The organism is Streptomyces sp. NPDC001002, assembly GCF_053599215.1.
On the sequence record NZ_JBSFLV010000057.1, the window covers coordinates 1 to 20,835 of the forward strand.

Annotated in this window: 22 protein-coding genes; 7 read left to right on the plus strand and 15 right to left on the minus strand. The window is 70.7% G+C overall.

From position 1 onward, the window contains the following. A partial coding sequence (locus ACWDR3_RS25010) for a DUF6986 family protein (RefSeq protein ID WP_450354775.1) occupies positions 1–494 on the minus strand: 494 nt, incomplete at its 3' end. A gap of 240 nt (positions 495–734) precedes the next feature. Here ACWDR3_RS25010 and ACWDR3_RS25015 point away from each other — a divergent pair. Further along, positions 735–1,676 carry an endonuclease/exonuclease/phosphatase family protein gene (locus ACWDR3_RS25015; RefSeq protein WP_450354776.1) on the plus strand — a complete coding sequence of 314 codons (942 nt, stop codon included), beginning with the start codon at positions 735–737 and terminating at the stop codon, positions 1,674–1,676. An 83-nt stretch (positions 1,677–1,759) separates the two neighbouring features. On the opposite strand, the gene ACWDR3_RS25020 is transcribed toward ACWDR3_RS25015, so the two are convergent. From ACWDR3_RS25020 to ACWDR3_RS25035, 4 genes are all read right to left on the minus strand, one after another. Continuing rightward, complete coding sequence (locus ACWDR3_RS25020) at positions 1,760–2,722, minus strand: electron transfer flavoprotein subunit alpha/FixB family protein (protein WP_450354777.1); 963 nt, start codon at positions 2,720–2,722, stop codon at positions 1,760–1,762. A gap of 62 nt (positions 2,723–2,784) precedes the next feature. Next, on the minus strand, positions 2,785–3,573 hold the full coding sequence (locus ACWDR3_RS25025; RefSeq protein WP_450354778.1) for an electron transfer flavoprotein subunit beta/FixA family protein: 789 nt from the start codon (positions 3,571–3,573) through the stop codon (positions 2,785–2,787). A 218-nt stretch (positions 3,574–3,791) separates the two neighbouring features. Next, a complete protein-coding gene (locus tag ACWDR3_RS25030; RefSeq protein WP_450354779.1) occupies positions 3,792–4,307 on the minus strand; it encodes a flavin reductase family protein in 516 nt (171 codons plus the stop codon). Between the two features lie 209 nt (positions 4,308–4,516). Continuing rightward, complete coding sequence (locus ACWDR3_RS25035; protein ID WP_450354828.1) at positions 4,517–4,930, minus strand: TlpA family protein disulfide reductase; 414 nt, start codon at positions 4,928–4,930, stop codon at positions 4,517–4,519. Positions 4,931–5,005: 75 nt separating this feature from the next. Between ACWDR3_RS25035 and ACWDR3_RS25040 the strand changes: the two genes are divergently transcribed. Both ACWDR3_RS25040 and ACWDR3_RS25045 read left to right on the plus strand, forming a co-directional pair. Beyond that, positions 5,006–5,422 carry a DUF4395 domain-containing protein gene (locus tag ACWDR3_RS25040; RefSeq protein WP_450354780.1) on the plus strand — a complete coding sequence of 139 codons (417 nt, stop codon included), beginning with the start codon at positions 5,006–5,008 and terminating at the stop codon, positions 5,420–5,422. 201 nt (positions 5,423–5,623) lie between these two features. Beyond that, complete coding sequence (locus tag ACWDR3_RS25045) at positions 5,624–6,352, plus strand: lysophospholipid acyltransferase family protein (RefSeq protein WP_450354781.1); 729 nt, start codon at positions 5,624–5,626, stop codon at positions 6,350–6,352. A 53-nt stretch (positions 6,353–6,405) separates the two neighbouring features. Here ACWDR3_RS25045 and ACWDR3_RS25050 read toward each other — a convergent pair whose 3' ends face one another. From ACWDR3_RS25050 to ACWDR3_RS25070, 5 genes are all read right to left on the minus strand, one after another. Beyond that, entirely contained in the window at positions 6,406–7,104 is a 699-nt protein-coding gene (locus ACWDR3_RS25050; protein WP_450354782.1) for a B3/B4 domain-containing protein, read from the minus strand. Positions 7,105–7,112: 8 nt separating this feature from the next. Next, positions 7,113–7,685 (minus strand): transglutaminase domain-containing protein, encoded by a 573-nt coding sequence (locus ACWDR3_RS25055; protein WP_450354783.1) that lies wholly within the window; start codon positions 7,683–7,685, stop codon positions 7,113–7,115. A 97-nt stretch (positions 7,686–7,782) separates the two neighbouring features. Continuing rightward, positions 7,783–8,853: a threonine aldolase family protein gene (locus ACWDR3_RS25060; RefSeq protein ID WP_450354784.1), complete on the minus strand. Its 1,071-nt coding sequence runs from the start codon at positions 8,851–8,853 to the stop codon at positions 7,783–7,785. Then, the gene (locus ACWDR3_RS25065) at positions 8,850–9,596 is read right to left on the minus strand and encodes an SDR family NAD(P)-dependent oxidoreductase (protein WP_450354829.1); all 747 of its coding nucleotides are present in this window, start codon (positions 9,594–9,596) and stop codon (positions 8,850–8,852) included. Before ACWDR3_RS25065 ends, ACWDR3_RS25060 begins: the two co-directional genes overlap by 4 nt. 41 nt (positions 9,597–9,637) lie before the next feature. After that, the gene (locus ACWDR3_RS25070; protein WP_450354785.1) at positions 9,638–11,035 is read right to left on the minus strand and encodes a DUF6421 family protein; all 1,398 of its coding nucleotides are present in this window, start codon (positions 11,033–11,035) and stop codon (positions 9,638–9,640) included. Between the two features lie 344 nt (positions 11,036–11,379). Between ACWDR3_RS25070 and ACWDR3_RS25075 the strand changes: the two genes are divergently transcribed. Next, a complete protein-coding gene (locus ACWDR3_RS25075; protein WP_401726252.1) occupies positions 11,380–12,063 on the plus strand; it encodes a glycerophosphodiester phosphodiesterase in 684 nt (227 codons plus the stop codon). A gap of 3 nt (positions 12,064–12,066) precedes the next feature. Here the strand turns inward: ACWDR3_RS25075 and ACWDR3_RS25080 are convergent, their stop codons facing one another. Next, positions 12,067–12,606 carry a GNAT family N-acetyltransferase gene (locus ACWDR3_RS25080; RefSeq protein WP_450354787.1) on the minus strand — a complete coding sequence of 180 codons (540 nt, stop codon included), beginning with the start codon at positions 12,604–12,606 and terminating at the stop codon, positions 12,067–12,069. 70 nt (positions 12,607–12,676) lie between these two features. Between ACWDR3_RS25080 and ACWDR3_RS25085 the strand changes: the two genes are divergently transcribed. After that, on the plus strand, positions 12,677–13,069 hold the full coding sequence (locus ACWDR3_RS25085) for a VOC family protein (protein ID WP_450354788.1): 393 nt from the start codon (positions 12,677–12,679) through the stop codon (positions 13,067–13,069). A 2-nt stretch (positions 13,070–13,071) separates the two neighbouring features. Here ACWDR3_RS25085 and ACWDR3_RS25090 read toward each other — a convergent pair whose 3' ends face one another. The 4 genes from ACWDR3_RS25090 to ACWDR3_RS25105 all read right to left on the minus strand — a co-directional run bounded on the left by ACWDR3_RS25090 (position 13,072) and on the right by ACWDR3_RS25105 (position 18,978). Next, positions 13,072–13,986, minus strand: a complete 915-nt coding sequence (locus tag ACWDR3_RS25090) for an N-acetyltransferase family protein (protein ID WP_450354789.1) — start codon at positions 13,984–13,986, stop codon at positions 13,072–13,074. Positions 13,987–14,057: 71 nt separating this feature from the next. Further along, positions 14,058–16,610, minus strand: a complete 2,553-nt coding sequence (locus tag ACWDR3_RS25095; protein WP_450354790.1) for a cellulosome protein — start codon at positions 16,608–16,610, stop codon at positions 14,058–14,060. Between the two features lie 139 nt (positions 16,611–16,749). Next, complete coding sequence (locus ACWDR3_RS25100) at positions 16,750–17,292, minus strand: MarR family winged helix-turn-helix transcriptional regulator (protein ID WP_450354791.1); 543 nt, start codon at positions 17,290–17,292, stop codon at positions 16,750–16,752. Between the two features lie 27 nt (positions 17,293–17,319). Then, positions 17,320–18,978: an FUSC family protein gene (locus ACWDR3_RS25105; protein ID WP_450354792.1), complete on the minus strand. Its 1,659-nt coding sequence runs from the start codon at positions 18,976–18,978 to the stop codon at positions 17,320–17,322. Positions 18,979–19,203: 225 nt separating this feature from the next. Between ACWDR3_RS25105 and ACWDR3_RS25110 the strand changes: the two genes are divergently transcribed. Together ACWDR3_RS25110 and ACWDR3_RS25115 are read left to right on the plus strand one after the other, a co-directional pair. Then, positions 19,204–19,746 (plus strand): DUF5134 domain-containing protein, encoded by a 543-nt coding sequence (locus tag ACWDR3_RS25110; protein WP_450354793.1) that lies wholly within the window; start codon positions 19,204–19,206, stop codon positions 19,744–19,746. A 95-nt stretch (positions 19,747–19,841) separates the two neighbouring features. Next, positions 19,842–20,777, plus strand: coding sequence for a M56 family metallopeptidase (locus tag ACWDR3_RS25115; protein WP_450354794.1), 936 nt, complete (start codon positions 19,842–19,844; stop codon positions 20,775–20,777). Positions 20,778–20,835 lie beyond the last annotated feature (58 nt).

Consider the following 20,835-nt stretch of genomic DNA (forward strand, 5'->3'; position numbering starts at 1 on the left):
TCCCGCACCGGCGCCTCCATGCACTTCATCCGGATGCCCATGTACGGCGCCGCGGTCCCCTTCGCGTACGCCTCCGCGATCAGCCGGGCCGCGCGGGCCGCCGCCTCGTCCTCCTCGGCGTCCGGGCGGGGGCCGTATCCGTCCTCGAAGTCCACGCGCAGGTCCTCGATGGGCTCGCGCTCCAACTTGGCCCGCACGCGCGCGTGCACGGGCTCGGCGAGGTCGTCGCTCAGACCGAGGACCGCGGCGAAGGAGGCGGCGTCGGGGGCGTGTTCGTCGAGGGCGGCGAGCGCCCGGTCGCCCCAGGAGCGGACGGTGTCGGCGGCGAAGACGTCACCGGGCACGTACACGGTGTGGACGGGCTGGCGGGTGCCGGGGTCTCCGGGGTAGCGGCGCTCCAGTTCGGCGTCGACCGGGGCGAGGGAGGCGCTGATCTCCCCGCTGACGGCGCCCGCGAGGCTCGTCGACACGTTCTCCTGCTGGCCCTGACCCATCCCGCACCCTCCTGTTTTCCACTGTACGGAATCAACAATCCGTTGAATGAAGTTATCGGGGCACCTTCGGGATGGTCAACACCGTGTCCACGGGGAGCCACTCGGCCATCCCGACATGTTCACGCCGATCTCATCCGGGGGTATCACCCCCGGGTACCACCCTTGTGTACGCCTGACCCGCCACCCGCACGACTCGCCATTCGCACGACTCGTCCGGCTTTTGCCACCGAAGGAGCCTCCGTGCCGAGCCCTCGCCGAGTCACCCGCCGTCTGGGCCTGAAAGCCGTGCTGGCCGCGGCGGTCACCGTGCCCCTCTCCAGTGCCGCGATCCCCGCGTCATCGGCCTCGCCGACCGTTGCGCCCGCCACCGCCGGACCGCAGGTGCGCCGCGCGCGCCCGGCACCCCTGCTCGATGTCATGACCTTCAACCTGCGCTTCGCCAGCACCGCCGAACCCAACAGCTGGCGCGACCGCAGGCCGGTGATGCGCGAACTGCTGCACCGCGCGCGCCCCCACATCATGGGCACCCAGGAGGGCCTCTACCAGCAACTGCGCGACATCGACAGCGACCTCGGGCCGGACTACGACTGGGTCGGCACCGGCCGCGAGGGAGGCAGCCGCGACGAGTCCACGGCGATCTACTACGACCTGCGGCGCCTGCTCCCCGTCGAGCACTACACCTTCTGGCTCTCCGACACCCCGGAGGTCATCCGCTCGAACACCTGGGGTGCCGCCTTCCCCCGCATCGTCACCTGGGTCCGCTTCCGCGATCTCGCCGACGCGGGACGGGAGTTCTACGTCCTCAACACCCACTTCGACCATGTGAGCCAGTACGCGCGCGAGCGCAGCGCCACGCTGATGACCCAGCGGATCGCCCAGCTCGACCGCACGCTGCCCGTCGTGGTGACCGGCGACTTCAACGTCGCCGCGCACAAGAACCGGGCCTACGACACCCTGGTGGGCTCGGGGCTCGTCGACACCTGGGACGTGGCGGAACAACGCGGCGCCCTGTACGGGACGTTCCACAGCTTCAGCGAGCCCAGGCCGAACGGCGACCGCATCGACTGGATCCTGACCTCGCCGGGCGTACGCACGCACCGGGCGACGATCAACACCTTCTCCCGGAACGGTCAGTTCCCCAGCGACCACCTGCCCGTGCAGGCGTCGATCGCCCTGGGATGAGCGGAGGCCCCCGCGACCGTCGGTACGGTCACGGGGGCCTCGTACAGCCCTCGCACGAATCAGGGCGTCAGCCCCGAACGGGCTCAGCCCTTGCGGGTGTTGATCTCTTCGGTGAGCTGCGGGACGACGTCGAAGAGGTCGCCGACGACGCCGTAGTCGACGAGGTCGAAGATCGGGGCCTCGGCGTCCTTGTTGACCGCCACGATCGTCTTGGAGGTCTGCATGCCGGCCCGGTGCTGGATCGCGCCGGAGATGCCGTTGGCGATGTAGAGCTGCGGCGACACCGACTTGCCGGTCTGGCCGACCTGGTTGGTGTGCGGGTACCAGCCCGCGTCCACCGCGGCGCGGGAGGCGCCGACGGCCGCGCCGAGGGAGTCGGCGAGGGCCTCGATGATGGCGAAGTTCTCGGCGCCGTTGACGCCGCGGCCGCCGGAGACCACGATCGCGGCCTCGGTCAGCTCCGGACGGCCGGTCGACTCGCGCGGGGTGCGCGCGGTGACCTTGGTGCCGGTGGCCTGCTCGGAGAACGTGACGTCCAGGGCCTCGACCGTGCCGGCGGCCGGAGCGGCCTCGACGGCGGCGGAGTTGGGCTTGACGGTGATGACCGGGGTGCCCTGGGAGACACGGGTCTTGGTGGTGAAGGAGGCGGCGAACACCGACTGGGTGGCCACCGGACCCTCGTCACCGGCTTCGAGGTCGGTGGCGTCGGTGAGGATGCCGGACTTGATGCGCAGCGCGAGACGGGCGGCGATCTCCTTGCCCTCCGCGGAGGACGGCACCAGCACGGCGACCGGGGAGACGGCCGCGACGGCGGCCTGGAGGGCATCGACCTTGGGGACGACGAGGTAGTCGGCGTACTCGGACGCGTCGTGCGTGAGGACCTTGACGGCGCCGTGCTCGGCGAGCGCGGCGGCGGTGTCGGCGGCACCCGAGCCGAGGGCGACCGCGACGGGCTCGCCGATGCGGCGGGCCAGGGTCAGCAGCTCCAGGGTGGGCTTGCGGACGGCACCGTCCACGTGATCGACGTAGACGAGAACTTCAGCCATGGGAATGGTCTCCTGCGTGCTTGCGAAGTCTGAGGGGAGGAAAGCGAGTTGGGCCTGCGGCCTTAGATGAACTTCTGGCCCGCGAGGAACTCGGCGAGCTGCTTGCCGCCCTCGCCCTCGTCCTTGACGATCGTGCCCGCGGTGCGCGCCGGGCGCTCGGCCGCGGAGTCGACGGCGGTCCAGGCGCCTGCCAGGCCGACCTCGTCCGTCTCGATCTCCAGGTCGGACAGGTCCCAGGCCTCGACCGGCTTCTTCTTCGCGGCCATGATGCCCTTGAAGGAGGGGTAACGCGCCTCGCCCGACTGGTCGGTGACCGACACGACCGCGGGGAGGGAGGCCTCCAGCTGCTCGGAGGCGGTGTCACCGTCACGGCGGCCCTTGACCACGCCGTCCTCGACCGTCACCTCGGACAGCAGGGTCACCTGCGGGACACCCAGGCGCTCGGCCAGCAGCGCCGGGACGATGCCCGCGGTGCCGTCGGTGGAGGCCATGCCGGAGACGACCAGGTCGAAGCCGGCCTTCTCGATCGCCTTCGCCAGCACCAGCGAGGTACCGATCGCGTCCGTGCCGTGCAGGTCGTCGTCCTCGACGTGGATCGCCTTGTCCGCGCCCATGGAAAGCGCCTTGCGCAGCGCGTCCTTGGCGTCTTCCGGACCCACCGTCAGGACGGTGATCTCCACGTCGTCGTCGGAGTTCTCCGAGATCTGCAGTGCCTGCTCGACCGCGTACTCATCCAGTTCGGAGAGCAGACCGTCCACGTCGTCCCGGTCGACGGTCAGGTCATCGGCGAAGTGCCGGTCGCCAGTGGCGTCGGGCACGTACTTCACAGTGACAACGATCCTCAAGCTCACGCCGGCTCTCCTACTGCTTCGTCTTTTTTTCGGCTGCCTCTTGAAGGCAGCATAGGCGCCTCAAGCGGCCGATCCCGGTCGGGGCGGCCTGCGCTCCGAACGAAATATTACTCGCCAGTACACCCAGTTCCTGCCCGCTAAGCAAGCGCTTTGAACTGTGACCTGTGCAACGCAGCGTAATCGGAACTCGACGGCTTCGCAGAACGGCGGCGGCAGTTCTAGTCGCGCAGACCGCTGAAGCGCCCCTGGTGGTAGAGGAGCGGACGGCCGGGACCGGCCGGGTCGCCGAGCACGACCTCGGCGAGGACGACCCGGTGGTCCCCCGCGGGCACGCGCGCGTGAACCCGGCACACGAGCCAGGCGAGGACGTCGTCGAGGACCGGAACTCCTTCGGGACCCTCGCGCCAGACGGTGGGTGCACCGAAGCGATCGGCGCCGCTTCTGGCGAAGGTGGCCGCCAACTCCTGCTGGTGCTCCCCGAGTATGTGGACGCCGATGTGCTCTGTGGCCGATATCGCCGGCCAGCTGGAGGCGCCGGTGCTGATGCCGAAGGAGAGGAGCGGGGGCTCGGCGGAGACGGAGGAGAGCGAGGTGGCGGTGAAGCCGACCGGGCCCGTCTCACCGCGGGCGGTGATCACCGCGACGCCTGCCGCATGCCGGCGGAAGACGGAGCGCAGCAGGTCGGGAGAGGCGAGTTGAGGGGTACGGGCGCCGAGGTCGGGCGTGGCCGTCATGGAGTTGTTCCTTCTGGGAAGAGGGACGAGCGGATCCGTGGCTGCTCAGCAGCCCGGACAGCGCGCACTCGCGGTGCGGGCGAGGTCCACGTGGACCCGCTCGAAGAGAAGGAGTTCCGAAGGCATACGGTCAGGCTGACGATAGGTGGTACGCACAGTCAAGTACGTTCCGGCATATGGGAGATGCCTCACCGTCCGCGACACAGTCGTCAAACCGCCTCCCCCAGTGCCGCGATGACGTCGGCCTTGCGCGGCTGGCCGGTGGCACGCCGGACGACCCGGCCGTCGGCGTCGAGGACCAGCACGGTCGGGGTCTTGAGGATGTCGAGTTCCCGGACGAGGTCCAGGTGCTCCTCGGCGTCGATCTCGACGTGGGTCACGCCCGGGACCAGTCCCGCGACCTCGCCCAGGACCCGCCGGGTCGCCCGGCAGGGCGCGCAGAAGGCGCTGGAGAACTGCACGAGCGTGGCGCGCTCGCCGAGTTCCGCGCCCAACTCGCCCGCGCCGAGCCGCTTTCCGTCGTCGCGCCCGCGCACCCGTACCCTCCCGCTCCGCCGCCGATGCAGCACTCCGTAGGCGCTCGCCATCGCGAGCACCGCCACGCACACCACGAGTCCGGTCATCACCTGCACAAGCATTCACGAGACTGCAAAGATTCCCGCCCCCCGGAATCGTCTCGGTTGCGGAATGCTTGATTCATGGACATCGATGTGCGGGGCCCCCGATTCGGCGCGGCCCTGACGACCGTCGTACTGGCGGTCGTGCTGATCACCGGGAACGTCTGGCTGCTCGCCTGGCAGACGCTCGCGTTCGCGCTGGGCGCCGCGGGCGGGGTGGGACGGTCGCCGTACGGCTGGCTGTTCCGCAAGGCGGTACGTCCCCGGATCGGGCCGCCGACCGAGTTCGAGCCGCCGGAGCCGCCGCGGTTCGCGCAGGCGGTCGGACTGGCCTTCGCGGTCGTCGGGCTCGTCGGTTTCGCGCTGGGTCCCGAGTGGCTCGGACTGGCCGCGACGGGGGCCGCGTTGGCGGCGGCTTTCCTCAATAGCGCGTTCGGGTACTGCCTGGGGTGCGAGATGTACCTGGTCCTGCGTCGCGTGACCGCCCGCGCGGAGTGATCGGGAAGTAAAGGGCACTTAAAAGCCCGAGGTGGATCACTGGGCGCCGACGTGACGAGGATCTCGCGGTTCACAGGCACTTGGGGTGGCTCCCCGGGCGTTCTTGGGGCACGATCTGCGAGATGCCGTAAACCTACGGCTGCGTAGCTTTCCCGCCGGGAGCTCCCTTCCCTGGCCGAGAAGGAAGGGCCCACTCCGTCCATGGCAGAGCTTGTCTACCGTCCCGTCGTTGGTTTCGCCCAGGCGCTGTTCAAGGCGTGGGACCTGAAGATCGACTGCCAGGGGTCGGAGAACATCCCGCGCTCGGGCGGCGCCGTGCTGGTGAGCAACCACATCAGCTATCTGGACTTCGTCTTCGACGGCTTGGCGGCCCTCCCGCAGAAACGTCTCGTTCGCTTCATGGCGAAGGAGTCCGTGTTCCGGCACAAGATCTCCGGTCCGCTGATGCGCGGCATGAAGCACATCCCGGTGGACCGCAAGCAGGGCGAGACGGCCTACGCGCACGCGCTGGAGTCGTTGAAGTCCGGCGAGGTCATCGGGGTCTTCCCGGAGGCCACGATCTCTCCGTCGTTCACGCTCAAGAGCTTCAAGTCGGGTGCCGCGCGCATGGCGCAGGAAGCCGGCGTACCGCTGATCCCGATGGCGGTCTGGGGCACGCAGCGCCTGTGGACCAAGGGCCAGCCGCGCAACTTCAAGCGCAGCCACATCCCGATCACGATCCGCGTGGGCGAGGCGATCGAGGCCTCCCGGGACAAGTACGCGGGCGCCATCACCCGCCAACTCCGCGAGCGCGTCCAGGAACTCCTGGAGGCCGCCCAGCGCGCCTACCCCGTCCGTCCGAAGGACGCCAACGACACCTGGTGGATGCCGGCCCACCTGGGCGGCACGGCTCCTACGCCGGAAGAGGTGAAGGCGGCGGAGGCCCTCTGACGTAGGACGGGCGGCCGACTGCGGTCGGCGGCCCTCCGTCGATCGGCCCGAGTTCAGGCCCCGGCCGCCCGACGCACGTCGATCCGTGCCCCCGGGCTGAACTTGCCCAGCAGCTCCGCGAGTTCGGCCCCGGCCGACTCGACCTCCGCGACCGGCATCGGGGCCAGGCTCTCCAGCAGGAAGAGTGCCGAGACGGTCTCCTCGGTGAGGCGGGTGCGGGGGCCCTGGCGCCAGTTCCAACGGCGGCAGGTCACGCCCTTCTCGTCGCGCCACACCACCTCGCCCGCGTCGGGGTGTTCGACGGTCTCCTCACCCCCGGCCACGGTCACGAAGTCCTCGTCGCCGGTGGCCCGTACGAGGTGCATTCCGCCCTGGATCCGGTCGAGGTCCTCGCCGCCGACGGGGATCAGGTGGGCGACGCTGATGGCGTTGTAGAGGTCGACGAGCACGTTGATCCGGGGCAGCCCTGCCTCCGACAGCGCCCTTTTCGCCAGCGCCTCCGCCGAGTTGCGGGTGCGTGAGGGCTTCGAGCCGAACGCCGTGTAGACCTCGCGCCAGGCGGCCATGTGCGGGTCCTCGTGCGGGGCGCGGCCGTCCAGGCGGGCGGCGAGGCGGCGGCTCGCGTCGTCGAGGAGGGCCGAACTCTCCTCCGTGCTGGGGCCGTTGACGAGTCCGTGCGCCTCGATCGCGACATGGGTGAAGCCGGGGGCGATGGCGCGGACGTCGGGGGACACGGTCAGCGAGAGGGTCATGGCTTGCCTCAGAGTGCGGTCGGGAGCGTCTTCCACAGGTGCGGCCGGTCGGATGCGGCTTTGAGGGCGTTCAGCACGACCGGATGCGGTTCAGCGTACAGTACCGGATAGTCCAGCTCATTGAACTCAGGGTCGGGCGCGAAGGCCAGCCGTTCACCGTCGAGGGAGAACTGCGCGTCCACGCCCGGCTTGTTGCCCCGGGGATCCTGCCGATGCCAGGCGCCGTTGAAGCGGACGGCGACCAGACCGTGGACCACGTCGAATTTCTGGTAGCACAACGCCGTAGGGATGTCCTCGGCCCGCAGCAGCGCCGCCAGGGCGTGGGCCTTGGCGTAGCAGATGCCGGTGCCCTGCTCCAGGACGTCGGAGGCACGCCAGGTGACGCGCATGTCGCCCGAGTCCTGCGAGTGCGGAATGGTGTCGCGCACGAATTCGAAGGCGAGCCGTGCATAGGCATACGAGTCTGCGGCCCTCCCGGCCAGGCGCGCGGCCGTCTCGCGCACGAGCGGATGCTCGTGGTCGATTGCCTCGTCAGCGGCCAAGTATGCGGACAGATCGGGGGTGTTCTGGATCAGCTCCATGCCTGCAGAGCATAGGAAAGCGATCACCCGAACGTCAATGACTTTTCAGGTGACCGCATACCTATGCGTCGAGATCTTCGGCACGCCGAGCGAACGCCTAGCGCGCCATCTCCTCCTTGAGCGCCGCCAGGAACGCGTCCACGTCGTCCTCCGTAGTGTCGAACGCGCACATCCAGCGCACGACCCCCGCGGCCTCGTCCCAGAAGTAGAACCGGAACCGCTGCTGGAGCCGCTCGCTCACGTCGTTCGGGAGTTGAGCGAAGACCCCGTTGGCCTGCACCGGGTAGAGGATCTCCACCCCGTGCACCGAGCGGACGCCCTCGGCGAGGCGCTGGGCCATCTCGTTGGCGTGGCGGGCGTTGCGCAGCCAGAGGTCCTTGGCGAGCAGGGCCTCCAACTGCACTGAAACGAAGCGCATCTTGGAGGCGAGCTGCATGGACAGCTTGCGCAGGTGCTTCATGTGGCTGACGGCGTCCTGGTTGATGACGACGACCGCCTCGCCGAAGATCGCGCCGTTCTTCGTCCCGCCCAGGGAGAGGATGTCGACGCCGACCGCATTCGTGAACGTCCGCATCGGGACGTCCAGAGAGGCCGCCGCGTTGGCTATGCGGGAGCCGTCCAGGTGCACCTTCATGCCGTGCGCGTGAGCGTGGTCGCAGATCGCGCGGATCTCGTCCGGCGTGTAGAGCGTGCCGAGTTCGGTGCTCTGGGTGATCGAGACGACCTGCGGCATCGCCCGGTGCTCGTCGTCCCAGCCGTACGCCTGCTTGTCGATGAGTTCGGGCGTGAGCTTGCCGTCGGGCGTGGGCACCGTGAGCAGCTTGAGGCCGCCCATGCGCTCGGGGGCGCCGCCCTCGTCGACATTGATGTGCGCGCTCTCGGCGCAGATCACCGCGCCCCAGCGGTCGGTGACCGCCTGGAGCGCGACGACGTTGGCGCCGGTGCCGTTGAAGACCGGGAAGGCCTCCGCCGTAGGACCGAAGTGGCTGCGGACGATCGCCTGGAGGTGGTCGGTGTAGTCGTCCTCGCCGTACGCGACCTGGTGGCCGCCGTTGGCCAGGGCCAGGGCGGCCAGCACCTCCGGGTGGGCGCCGGCGTAGTTGTCACTGGCGAAGCCGCGGAGCTCCGGGTCGTGGTGGCGACGCGCGTCGGTACGGGGAGGGTTCACGGCTGCTCGGTCAGCCACAGGCGCTTTCCGTTCACTTCTGCGGCGGGCTCGCTCCAGACACCGACGATGGCGTCGGCCAGGTCCTTGACGTCCGTGAAGCCCGCGAACTTCGCGTTGGGCCGCTCGGCGCGCATCGCCTCGTGCACCAACGCCTTGACCACCAGGATCGCAGCCGCGGAGTCCAGCGTGTCGGTGCCCCCCGCCTTGCGGAAGGCGTCGGCGAGCGCGAGCGTCCAGGCCTCGGCGGCGGCCTTGGCGGCGGCGTACGAGGCGTTGCCCGCGGTCGGCTTCGTTGCGCCGGCTGCGCTGATCAGCACGTACCGGCCGCGGTCGCTGCGCTGCAGGCCCTCGTAGAAGGCCAGGGAGGTGTGCTGGACCGTGCGGATCAGCAGCAGTTCGAGGAAGTCCCAGTCGTCGAGGCTGGTCTTGGTGAAGGTCTCGCTGCCGCGCCAGCCGCCGACGAGGTGGACCAGGCCGTCGACCCGCCCGAACTCCTTCTCGATGTGGTCGGCCCAGTCGCGGGTGGACTCCAGGCTCAGCAGGTCGACCGGCTCGCCGGTGACGGTGGCACCGCCCGAGGCGTAGCGGGCCGCGTCCACGGCCTCCGCGAGCCGCTCCGGGTCGTTGTCCGCGCCGACGACCGACGCGCCGGCCTCGGCCAGACGCAGCAGCGCCGCCCGGCCCGCGGGTCCGCCCGCGCCGGCCACCGCGATCACCGCACCGCTGAGAGCGCCGTTCCCCATGTTCTTCGCCTCCTGAGCAGTGGTTCTGGTGGTGCGGTCGCTCACGCGGCGATCCGCTCGGCGCTCTCCGCCGTGATGCCCTTGGTCTCGGCGATCACGTTCTTCAGCTTCTTGGAGAGGGCCTCATAGAACATGCTCAGGGGAAACTCGTCCGGAAGCACGTCATCCACGAGTTTCCGCGGCGGCAGGCTCAGGTCCAGGGCGTCGGGGCCCTTGGCCCAGCGGGAGCCCGGGTGCGGGGCGAGATAGGTGGAGACGAGCTCGTAGGCCTTGAACCAGTGGACGAGCTTGGGGCGGTCGATGCCGGCGCGGTAGAGGTCCTCGATCTCGGCGCAGAGCCGGTTGGTGACCTCGGGGGCGCGCTGCCAGTCGATGTGCAGCTTGTTGTCGGTCCAGCGGACGACGTCGTGCTTGTGCAGGTAGGCGAAGAGGAGCTGGCCGCCGAGGCCGTCGTAGTTGCGCACGCGCTCGCCGGTGACGGGGAAGCGGAACATGCGGTCGAAGAGGACCGCGTACTGCACGTCACGGGCCTGCGGGACGCCGTCGGCCGACAGCTTGACGGCCTCCTTGAAGGCGGTGAGGTCGCAGCGCAGCTCTTCGAGGCCGTACATCCAGAACGGCTGGCGCTGCTTGATCATGAACGGGTCGAAGGGCAGGTCGCCGTGGCTGTGGGTGCGGTCGTGGACCATGTCCCACAGGACGAAGGCCTCCTCGCAGCGCTTCTGGTCGTGGACCATCGCGGCGACGTCGGCGGGCAGTTCGACGCCGAGGATGTCGACGGCGGCCGCGGTGACCCGGCGGAAGCGGGCGGCCTCGCGGTCGCAGAAGATACCGCCCCAGGAGAACCGTTCCGGCGCCTCGCGCACGGCGATCGTCTCCGGGAAGAGGACGGCGGAGTTGGTGTCGTAGCCGGCCGTGAAGTCCTCGAAGGTGATGCCGCAGAACAGCGCGTTGTCGTAGCGCGTGCGCTCCAGCTCGGCCAGCCAGTCCGGCCAGACCATGCGCAGCACGACCGCTTCCAGGTTGCGGTCCGGGTTGCCGTTCTGCGTGTACATCGGGAAGACGACCAGGTGCTGCAGGCCGTCCGCGCGGTTGGCGGCGGGCTGGAAGGCCAGCAGCGAGTCGAGGAAGTCGGGCACCTGGAAGCCGCCCTCGGCCCAGCGGCGCAGGTCGGCGGCGAGGGCCTCGTGGTAGGCGCGGTCGTGCGGAAGCAGCGGGGACAGCTCGTCCACGGCGGCCACGACACGTCGTACGGCGTCCTCCGCGTCCGCGCGGCCGGGCGCACCCTCGGCCTCGAAGTCGATCGAGCCGTCCTTGGACTGCCATGGCCGGATCCGTTCCACGGCATCCTTGAGCACCGGCCACGCCGGGTGCTCGACCACCCTGGTCGCGGGAGCGATCCGCTCTCCCTCAGCCGACCGCACAAGAATTTCCGTCATGTCCCACCCTCCACAGGAGAACCTCGCGTATGGAAACCGTATACATACAGGCTTCCTTCCAGCAAGGGGGATCTTGGGAGATTATCCTGCCTCCCCTGTTCGTAACAGAACTTTTTCCCGCCGGAAGCCTCGCGGGCCACCAAAGGGCCATCGCGCCGCTACCCGGGGAGCCGGGTGCCGAAACCGGCCATCGGTCAATCCGCGCCTTCGCCCGTCACTCCGATCCCCTGTGTACGCACGGGTACATCGCGGGGCGTGGCCATTAGGCTGCGGATCTGCCCGCGCGGCCGTCCGCTCCGGTCCGCGCGGGCTTCGAGCCGCCGTCGACGGAAGCGAGTTGAACCTTGAACTTCCTTACCATCGGTCACCGCGGGATCATGGGTGTGGAACCCGAGAACACCCTTCGTTCCTTCGTCGCCGCCCAACAGGGCGGTCTCGACGTCATCGAACTCGACCTGCACCTGAGCAAGGACGGCGCCCTCGTCGTCATGCACGACACCGATGTCGACCGCACGACCGACGGCACCGGGCCGATCGCCGAGAAGACCCTCGCCGAACTGCGCACCCTGGACGCGGGGCGCGGCGAGCGCGTACCGGTCTTCGAGGAGGTCCTGGACGCCGTGAAGGCGCCGCTGCAGGCCGAGATCAAGGACGTGGCGGCGGCGCGGGCGCTGGCCGAGGTGCTGCTGGCGCGGGACCTGGCCGGCCGGGTCGAGGTGTCCTCGTTCCACGACGAGGCCGTCGCCGAGATCGGCCGGCTGGTGCCGGGCGTCCGCACGGCCCTGATCGGCAGCCGCTTCGGCCCCGACATCGTGACCCGGGCCGTCGACGCGGGGGCCACGACCCTCTGCCTCAACATCCGTCGGGTCACCCTGGAGGTCGTCGAGGAGGCCCGCAAGGCGGACCTGAGAATCATCGGCTGGGTGGTGAACACGCAGGATCATCTGCGGCTGGTGCGCGCCCTGGAGCTGGACGGTGCGACCACCGACTACCCCGAGATCAAGCGCACCGGCCGCTTCACCGCATGAACGTCACACCAACTCCTTGACCAGCAGCTCGAACTGCAGGTCGTCACGCTGCGGCACACCGAAGCGCTCGTCGCCGTACGGGAACGGCGTCATCCGTCCCGTACGGCGGTAGCCGCGCCGCTCGTACCAGGCGATCAGGTCGTTGCGTACGGAGATCACGGTCATGTGCATCTCCGTGACACCCCAGGTCTCGCGCGCCGCGCGCTCCGCCTCGGCGATGATCACCTTGCCGAGACCGCCGCCCTGCTGCTTCGGGCTGACCGCGAACATCCCGAAGTAGGCGTGGTCACCGCGGTGTTCGAGCTGGCAGCAGGCGACGATCACGCCGTCCCGCTCGACCGCGAGCAACCGGCCGTCGGTCTTCTTGATGACGGCGAGCACACCCTCCGGGTCGGTGCGCTGCCCCTCCAGGATGTCCGCCTCGGTGGTCCACCCGGCCCGGCTGTCGTCCCCGCGGTACGCCGATTCGATCAGCGCGACGAGGGCGTCGACATCAGTGTCGACGGCGTCGCGGAAGGTCAGTCCGGTGGCGGCGGTGTCCATGGGGGCGGCTCCGATCGGTGGCGTGGCGCGAGCAAGGCCGAGCCTAACGCCGCTACTAGGGTCAGGGTGCATGGTGCATGTACTGAGCAGCAGAATCCTCCTCCGCCCCACCGACCCCGAGCGCTCCCGGGTCTTCTACGGCGATCGGCTGGGCCTCGCCGTCTACCGCGAGTTCGGTACGGGCCCCGAGCGCGGCACCGTCTACTTCCTCGGCGGCGGCTTCCTGGAGGTCTCCGGCCGCTCCGAGACCCCGCCCTCCCCGGCCGTGCGCCTGTGGCTCCAGGTCGCGGACGCGACGGTGGCGCACGAGGAGCTGCGGGCCAAGGGGGTCGCTGTCGTCCGGCCGCCGGTGAAGGAGCCGTGGGGGCTGATCGAGATGTGGATCGAGGATCCGGACGGGACGCCGATCGTGCTGGTGGAGGTACCGGCCGACCATCCGATCCGTTCCCGGCCCGGCATCTGAGCTCACCCGGGCTGGTGCTCCCAGCGCCGGTCGGTGCGGGTGAGTTCCCGGAACCCGGCGGTACGCAGCCGGTCGAGCGCCGCCTGGTCGCCGGCCCCCTCGTAGGCGAGGAGACGGTCCACTCCGCTCAGCCGGAGCCAGTCGGCGGCCTCGCCCAGCAGCCGACGCTCAAGTCCCGTGCCGTGCGCGCCCGGTACGACGTACAGATTGCCGATGTCGGCGAGACCCGCCACGCGCGCATGCCGCTCGGCGCGGGCCAGGATCGTGTCGACCTCGATGAACCCCAGCGCGCGGTCGTCGGCGTACGCCGTGATGCGGGTGCCGCACTCCCCCAGGGTGCGCTCGTACGTCGTCCCGGTCTCGGGCGGGGACACCGGAAGGTCGGCCACCCGGGCGATCAGGACGACCTCCGTGTCGCCGACGTGTCGGAAGCCCGCCCGCTCGTAAACGGCCCTGATGTGCGGCCAGTTGCGCGGCAGCCCGTAGACGGCGGGGGCGGGCACGGAACCGTCGGCGTACCGAACGCGCACGTCCCACCGGGCCAGTTGGGCCAGGCACGCGGTCATCAGCTGGTCGGCGGCCCGCTCGGCGTCCGGCCGGAAGGAAGCCTGCGGATGGCAGACGAACCAGTCGATCTCGCCGGCGTCCCGATAGGTCTCGCCGACCTCGTCGTCGGCGCGGTAGCGCAACAGGTGCGCGGCGCCCACGACTTGGCGCCGCGACTCGACGACGAGCGTCACCCGCTCGCTCACCCACGGGTCGGTGATGAACTCTCCGGGCTGCCGTTCCAGCCCGCTGAGCACGGTGTTCACCGAGGCGGAGACACCGGGCAGGACGGCGGAGACATGGGCGTTGACCAGATCGGTGAGCTGGTCGCGGTCGGCGCGGTGGAAGGGGCGCACGGTGGGCACGGACATGCGGGACCTCCGGGGCAGGGTGCTGGGCTGGAGGCCGCCATGCGATGCGGTACAAGGGGAGAGTACGTCGGTCAGGCCAACGGTGTCACCGTGACCTGGTCGATGACCGGGGCGTAGGCCGAGCGTTGGCCGTACGGATTGGTCGATCGGCCGTCGAAGTCCGGGAGTTCGTCGGCGGTGAAGGTGAGGGTGTTGGTGCCTTCGTCGAGGGTGACGGGGACGGAGAGCTGCCGGAAGTCGTTGAAGTGGAAGGTCGTGGGGAACAAGGCGCGGTGCGCGGCCACCCCGTTCACGGCGATGTCGGCGTGGCGGCAGATCGGGTCCGGGTTGTAGTGGGTCGCCGGTGCCTGCTCGCCGTTGGAGTAGCGGATCGTGAGGGCGTGGCGGCCGGCGCGTGCGGCTGTCACGGTCAGCGTGAGCGCGTTGTCCGGGCCTGCGCCGATGCCGTCGACCGCCTTGCCGCCGGTCGCGCGGGAATGTGCGGCCGCCTTCGCGGTACCGGTGAGGATGCCTTCCTCGGCCGCGTACACCGTGGTCGGCAGCAGTCCACGCGAGGGGCCGACCCGGAGCCGGTCGACGACCAGCTTCTCCGAACTCCCGGTGACCGTCACCTTGTTGATCCCTCCGGCCAGGAAGAGGGCGACCGGGCCGTACTGGACCGAGCCCAGTTCCTCGCCGTTGACCGCGAGTTGGCCCTCGCCGGGGCCGAGCAGGTCGACGGTCACCGTCGCCTCGCCGTCGTCGGCCGCGTGCACCCAGAAGGTGACGGTGCCGCCGCGCGGGAGTACGACGGTGCCGGGGCCCGAGGCGCCGAGGTGGTCGTAGTCGATGCGGGCGCCCGCGCCGAGTGCCGCGAACTCGGCGTCGTACGTGTCGGATTCCTGGTCGTCGCGCAGGATCAGGTCCAGCTTGTCGATGACGGCGTCGCCCTCGGTCGCGCCGAGTTCGGGGTCCTGGGCGGCGAGCGTGATGCGGTGCCGGCCTGCCGTGAGGTCGATCTCGGTGTCGGTGTGGCCCCACACCGCCCACTTGTAGCCGAGCGGCAGCAGCAGTTCGCGCGGCCGTTCGCCGTCCACGCGCAGGAAAACGTTGGTGGGCCCGTGCTCCCGTACCAAGTCGGCCAGGTTGTGGGAGTTGGCGAAGACGCGCACCTCGTACGTGCCGTCCCGCGGGACCTCGACGTCGAAGCTCAGCAAGCCGTCGGAGTCGGTGCGCAGGCCGCCCACGTGGAAGCCGCCGGACGTGGCGAACTTGTCGACGTCGGACGGGGATCCCTCGGGACCGTTCCTGGAGTAACCGGAGCCGGTGTAGGTCGCGTCCTCGGCCTCGTACGTCCGCCTCCAGACGAGTGAGGGCGGCAGCGGCTCGGCTCCGTTGCCGCCGGGCGCCAGGGTCAGTTGGTAGGCGGACATCGCGTCGAGGTCGGTGAGGGACAGGGTCACCGTGCCGTCCACGACCGGCAGTTCAGCGTCCAGAAGGCGCAACGGCCCCTCGGACACGCCGACTTGGCCGCTCCAAGGGATCTCCAGCAAGCGCGCGTGAACCGTCGTCCCGAAGATCTCCGCGTCGACTCCCTCGACGACCAGGTCGGCCGCGCCCGCCGCGCCGCCGAACACCACCCTGGACTGCCGCTTCTCCCGGTCGAGCGCGGCGACACCCTGGAGCGTGTACTGCACGTTGGGGTGCGGCGCGGTCACGCGCACGGTGTTCCCGGTCAACTGCCCGTAGGCGTTGAACAGCCACCACTGGCCGTTGCCCTTGTTGGCCTCGACGGCCGAGTCGTTGAGGTTGCCGGCGATGTTCCAGTACGCCATGTCGGCGTCGACCTTGGACTCCTCGACGGCGGCGATCCACTGGATCATCTGCCCGGGGACGGACAAGTGGTAGTTGTGCGCGTATTCGTTGAGGTTGACCGGCAGCGGGCCGATGCCCAACTCCCGTTCCAGCTCCCGGTACTTGGCGACGTTCGTGCGGACCTCGTCCGGCGAGGACAGCTCGTGCCAGGTCATCACGTCGGGGAGCACGCCCTGTTCCTTGGCGAACTCCAGGAAGCCGCGCACCTCGGGGTACAGCTCACAGGTGTTGGGCCCCGCGATGCGCGCCCCGGGGTCAAGTCCCTTGATGAGGTGGTAGATCTGCTGCCAGGCCGCGAAGTAGGGGCCGGGTTCGGTCCGCCAGGAGATCTGGTCGTGGCTCCACTCCCCCGTGCCGAACATGTTGCCCTCGGGCTCGTTGAACGGGACGTACACGACATGGGACTTGAGCGCGCCCAGCGTCAGCACCTGTTCGACCTGACGGCGGACGCTCGCCAGGTAGGTGCCGAGCCGTTCCGCGCCGGTGGCGCCCGGCCATTCGTAGGGGAAGCCGCGGTGGATGTCGGGGAAGTAGATGTAGACGTCCCGGCCGCCCGCCGCGACGAAGGACGGCAGGATCTCCAGGGCGTCGGCGCCGGGGTGCTGGACGCCGTCCTGGGCCTTGGTGGTGACCGTGCGGACGTACATGCCCTCGATGACGGCGCGGCTCGGCACTCCGTCGCCGTACAGCCCGTAGAGCGTGCCGCTCGCACCGCCGTGGAAGGGGCCCGTCTCCGTGCCCAGGTCGACGGTGAGCCGGTCCACTGCCACGGCACCCCTCCTTCGTTCGACATGTCGTACGCCAGTCGATTTTCCGAACCGGCCTGGTCGAAGGTAAGGACAGCGTGTCGATCACGTCAACGGGTGGCCGGCTTCCGGACGTCTCGAAGGCCTGGTCGGGCGGGAGCGCTCAGACGCGCAGCGCGCCCAGGGTGCCTTCGAGGCGGCTCAGCAACTCGCCCAGCAGTACGGCGAGTTCACCCTGCCCCTTGGGGTCGAGGACGGACAGTACGGCGGTCTCGTACGCGAGCTGCTCGGGCATGATCGCGTCGACGAGTTCACGGCCCGAGTCGGTGAGGCGGAGGTGGGCGACCCGCCGGTCCCGGCTGTCGCCGCGCCGCTCGACCAAGCCGCGCTCGGTCAGCTGCTTGAGGCGCTTGGTGACGGCGGCGCCCGAGGAGAAGGTCTCGCGGGCCAGCTCGCCGGGGGTCAGCTCGTGGCCGGTGCGGCGCAGCGCGCCCAGCAGGTCGAACTCGGGGCGGCTGAGGCCCGCCCGGCGCAGCGGTGCGTCCTCGGCCTGCTGGAGGAGGGCGGCGCACCGGTTGACCCGGCCGATGATCTCCATGGGCCCGGTGTCGAGGTCGGGATGGACGGCCTGCCACTGCCGGACGACCGCGGAGACGGTGTCGCCGCCTTGGGGGCGCGGGTCCGTCTCCCGGTTGGTTGCCGTCATGGTCGTACGTCCTCCGCACTCGTGCTCCTACGCGCGTCCAGGTGCCGTCCCCGGGCGTCGTGCCGTCTCGGCGAGGGTACGGTGTCCGGCCTGTTCGGCGCGCACGACCCGCTCCTGGGGCAGGGCGCGCTGCCACCACTCGCCGGAGGCCGCGTCGAAGGTGGCACGCAGGTCGACCAGGGCGGCGGCGAGGCCGCGACGGGCGGACTCCAGGGCCCCGGGGGCCGGGCCCGGCGTCGCGAGAAGGCGGGCGGTGCGTGCGCGGGCGCTCTCCGCGGCGGCCAGCGCGTGCTCGACGCGGTCGCCCGCGCGCCGGTTGGTCACGGCGACGGCGGCCGCGAAGCCGACCAGCGCGCCCACGAGCGTGTCGACGACCCGCTCGGTGATCAGCCGCCCGGGCTCCTGGAATCCGGCGAACTCGGTGACGAGCAGCGCCATCGGAGTCACGCAGACGCTGCCGAGCCAGTAGTTGCGGCTCATCAGTGCCTCTGCGCCGAAGTTGAAGGCGAGGCAGCACAGGACGAGGACGGCCGGGGCGAGGTGGGCGAGCGGGACGACGGCGGCGAAGACGAGGACACCGGCGAGATTGCCGACGACCCGCTGCACACCGCGCGTCCAGGTGAGGGCGAGGTTGGCCTGGTAGAGGGAGGCGGCGGTGACCAGCGCCCAGTAGGGGCGGCCGACGCCGAGGGCCAGGGAGACGTAACCGGCCAGGGCGCAGCCGAGTGCGGTGCGCACGGCGAGCGGGGCGTAAGGGCCGAGACGGTGCCACAACGGGCGGGCGGGGACGGCGAGTTCGGCCTCGACGCCGAGGAGTTCGTCGGCCGCTTCAGGGGTCGGGACCGCCGGGACGGGTCCGCTGCCGCACAGGTCGCGCGCCCAGGTGCGCAGCCGGTCCGGATCGGTGTCGGCGGGCGCGGCGAGGGCGAGCTCGGCGCGGACGAGGAGGCGTTCGAGGGCACGCCGGGTACGGGTGGAGCGGGGACCGGTGGCGAGGAGGGAGTGCCAGGCGGCCTGGATGGCGGCGGCCGCTGCGGCTCGGGCGCGGTCGTGGCCTTCGTCCGTGCCGCCGCTGGCGCGGCTGTCGATATACACGGCAGCCGCATTGAGCGCCTGTGCCGTGGACCGGCGTTCCGGTCCGTGCGGGCGCAGCAGGACCGGCGCCATGCCGACGAGCCAGGCCCAGGCGCCGGCCGCGGCGGCCAGGGCCAGGTGACCGGGGATCTGGCCGAGAGCCTGCGGGGCGAAGAGGGCGGCCGAGGTGATGAAGGTGAAGATCACATGCGCGGGCGGCCCGATGCGGGTCGCGTCGCACAGCGCCTTCTGTACGGCGGCCAGCAGAGCTCCGACGGTGACCAGCACGAGGGCGCTGCCGGTGAGGGAGGCCGCGGTGAGGGCGACGGCGAGGCCCGCGAGCATGCCGAGCACGACCCAGGCCAGGGTGCGGGCCCGGGCGGCGTACGGACGGTTGTGCGCGTACAGGGCGCAGAGCGACCCGGCCATCGTGTACATCGCCAGATCGAGCCGGCCCAGCGCCAGCAGGGTCAGGTTGGGCGGGGCGGTCGAGACGACGACGCTCAGTGCGGGCTTGAACCAGATGTCCGAGGGGCGGCCCATGCGCAGGACGCCGACCAGCGGGAGACGGCGGATGCGTGGGGTGGTGGGGGCGGGGGTCGCACTGCTCATGAAAGATTACTTTAGCAGGTGTTTTACTCGTAAATGATAAAGTGAAGGGAGCACCCTCAGCCGCCACCCGTGCCCGCCCTCCGCCACCCGTGCCCGCTCCCCGCCGCCTCCGCTCACCTGCCGCGCTCCGTCGATTGCTCCCCGTGTGCACCCTTGCGCTTGCTTGCGCGCCGCGTGTCGTGGGCATCGACGGACTGTCCGACACCGTCGAGCGGGGAGGTGCGCGTGCACGGACCGGCTTCGCCCGGCTGGCTGCTGGTCGCGCTGTGCGCGGCGACCGGGGCCTACTGTCTGCTGCGCATGCGCAGCAGGGTCGAGGAGCAGCGCCGGGCCGCCGGCGGCGAGGCGCTGATGGGCTTCGGGATGGCCGCGATGGCCGTACCGGCGGCCGTGTTCAGCCCGCCGTCCTGGGCCTGGCCCGGCTATGCCGCCGTGTTCGGCGCCGCCGGGCTGCGCGCGCTGTGGGCGGCGCGCACGAGCCCGCACCATCTGCATCATCTGGTGGGCGTCTCGGCCATGGTCTACATGGCGGTGGTGATGGCCGTCTCCCCCGGACACCACGCCGAGCACGGCGTCTCGTCCGGAGTCCCTTTGGTGACAGGGGTGTTGCTCCTCTACTTCACGGGGTACGTCCTGCTCTCCGGCGTCCGCCTGATACCCGTGGCCGTCGGTGGCGGGAGCGTCGGCTGGGGCGACCGGCCGGAGTTGGCGCGGGCGTGCCGGCTGTCGATGGGGATCGGGATGGTGGCGATGCTCCTCACCCTCTGAAGTGCGGCTCCCCGCGGTACGCACAACCGTTGCCTGCGTCACTTCGGCGTACGGAACCGTGTGCCGAGCGGCCCCGCGCTCATAGGGTGATCGCCATGATGGTCCCCGCAGCACTGTTGCTGCTCGGCGCTCTCGCCGCCGTGGTCGCCCCGAGGCTGCTCGCCCGGGCCGACTGGCCGGACCGTGAACCCGTGGTCGCCCTCTGGGTCTGGCAGTGCGTGGTGGCGGCCGTACTGCTCTGCTGTGCGCTGTCGATGACGCTCAGCGCTGCGGCGGCCTGGCAGGCGGTGCGCGGCCATGTGTTCGCCGGTGCGCCGCGGGGTGTGATGGAGGCGTACGCGCTGCGGGCCACCGGCCCCTGGGCGGCGGCGACCGCGGTCACGCTGGCGTGTGCCGGGGCGTGGAGCGCGGCGATGCTGGTCCGTGAGGTCGTACGGGCGCGGGCGCGCCGTCGGCGTCGCCGGGCCGAACTCCTCGTGCAGGCACCGCTGTTGCCGGGCGAGGAGCCGGTGCGGGGTCGGCTGGTGGTGCTGGAGGCCGAGCGCGCGGATGCCTGGTGGCTGCCGGGTGCGGCACCGGGACTCGTCGTGACCACCGAGGCGCTGCGGCGGCTCAAGGGGCGGCAGCTGGACGCCGTCCTCGCGCACGAGCGGTGGCACGAACTGGCCCGGCACGACTGGCTGTTGCACTGTTCGGGGGCGCTGGCGGGCGGGTTCCCGCAGGTGCCGGTGTTCGCCGCGTTCCGTGCTGAGATGCACCGTCTGGTCGAACTCTCCGCCGACGACATGGCGTCCCGCCGCCACGGCCGCCTCACGACCGCGCTCGCGCTGGTCGAACTCAACGAGGACCGGGGCGTGTTCGGCCCCTCCCCCACGCCGCAGGCGCACGTCCCGCACCGCGTCAACCGACTCCTCGCCCCGCCCGATCGCCTCACCGCGGCCCGCCGCCTGGGCCTGACGGCGACGGCCGCGCTGGTGCCCGTGGTGCCGGTGCTGGTGGCGTTCGGACCGGGGCTGCGGGCCCTGGGATAGCCACGGCGGCAGGCACAGGGACACCTCCGGGAACAGCCACCGGGACAGCCCCCGCATT

What these genes read in the sequence shown, in the direction of transcription:
- ACWDR3_RS25030 (WP_450354779.1), bottom strand. Translation starts at nt 4,307, where the DNA reads ATGACGGCCACGCCCGACCTCGGCGCCCGTACCCCTCAACTCGCCTCT.
- ACWDR3_RS25045 (WP_450354781.1), top strand. Translation starts at nt 5,624, where the DNA reads ATGGCAGAGCTTGTCTACCGTCCCGTCGTTGGTTTCGCCCAGGCGCTG.
- ACWDR3_RS25035 (WP_450354828.1), bottom strand. Translation starts at nt 4,930, where the DNA reads ATGACCGGACTCGTGGTGTGCGTGGCGGTGCTCGCGATGGCGAGCGCC.
- ACWDR3_RS25115 (WP_450354794.1), top strand. Translation starts at nt 19,842, where the DNA reads ATGATGGTCCCCGCAGCACTGTTGCTGCTCGGCGCTCTCGCCGCCGTG.
- ACWDR3_RS25105 (WP_450354792.1), bottom strand. Translation starts at nt 18,978, where the DNA reads ATGAGCAGTGCGACCCCCGCCCCCACCACCCCACGCATCCGCCGTCTC.
- ACWDR3_RS25040 (WP_450354780.1), top strand. Translation starts at nt 5,006, where the DNA reads ATGGACATCGATGTGCGGGGCCCCCGATTCGGCGCGGCCCTGACGACC.
- ACWDR3_RS25085 (WP_450354788.1), top strand. Translation starts at nt 12,677, where the DNA reads ATGGTGCATGTACTGAGCAGCAGAATCCTCCTCCGCCCCACCGACCCC.
- ACWDR3_RS25065 (WP_450354829.1), bottom strand. Translation starts at nt 9,596, where the DNA reads ATGGGGAACGGCGCTCTCAGCGGTGCGGTGATCGCGGTGGCCGGCGCG.
- ACWDR3_RS25050 (WP_450354782.1), bottom strand. Translation starts at nt 7,104, where the DNA reads ATGACCCTCTCGCTGACCGTGTCCCCCGACGTCCGCGCCATCGCCCCC.
- ACWDR3_RS25055 (WP_450354783.1), bottom strand. Translation starts at nt 7,685, where the DNA reads ATGGAGCTGATCCAGAACACCCCCGATCTGTCCGCATACTTGGCCGCT.
- ACWDR3_RS25090 (WP_450354789.1), bottom strand. Translation starts at nt 13,986, where the DNA reads ATGTCCGTGCCCACCGTGCGCCCCTTCCACCGCGCCGACCGCGACCAG.
- ACWDR3_RS25020 (WP_450354777.1), bottom strand. Translation starts at nt 2,722, where the DNA reads ATGGCTGAAGTTCTCGTCTACGTCGATCACGTGGACGGTGCCGTCCGC.
- ACWDR3_RS25100 (WP_450354791.1), bottom strand. Translation starts at nt 17,292, where the DNA reads ATGACGGCAACCAACCGGGAGACGGACCCGCGCCCCCAAGGCGGCGAC.
- ACWDR3_RS25080 (WP_450354787.1), bottom strand. Translation starts at nt 12,606, where the DNA reads ATGGACACCGCCGCCACCGGACTGACCTTCCGCGACGCCGTCGACACT.
- ACWDR3_RS25070 (WP_450354785.1), bottom strand. Translation starts at nt 11,035, where the DNA reads ATGACGGAAATTCTTGTGCGGTCGGCTGAGGGAGAGCGGATCGCTCCC.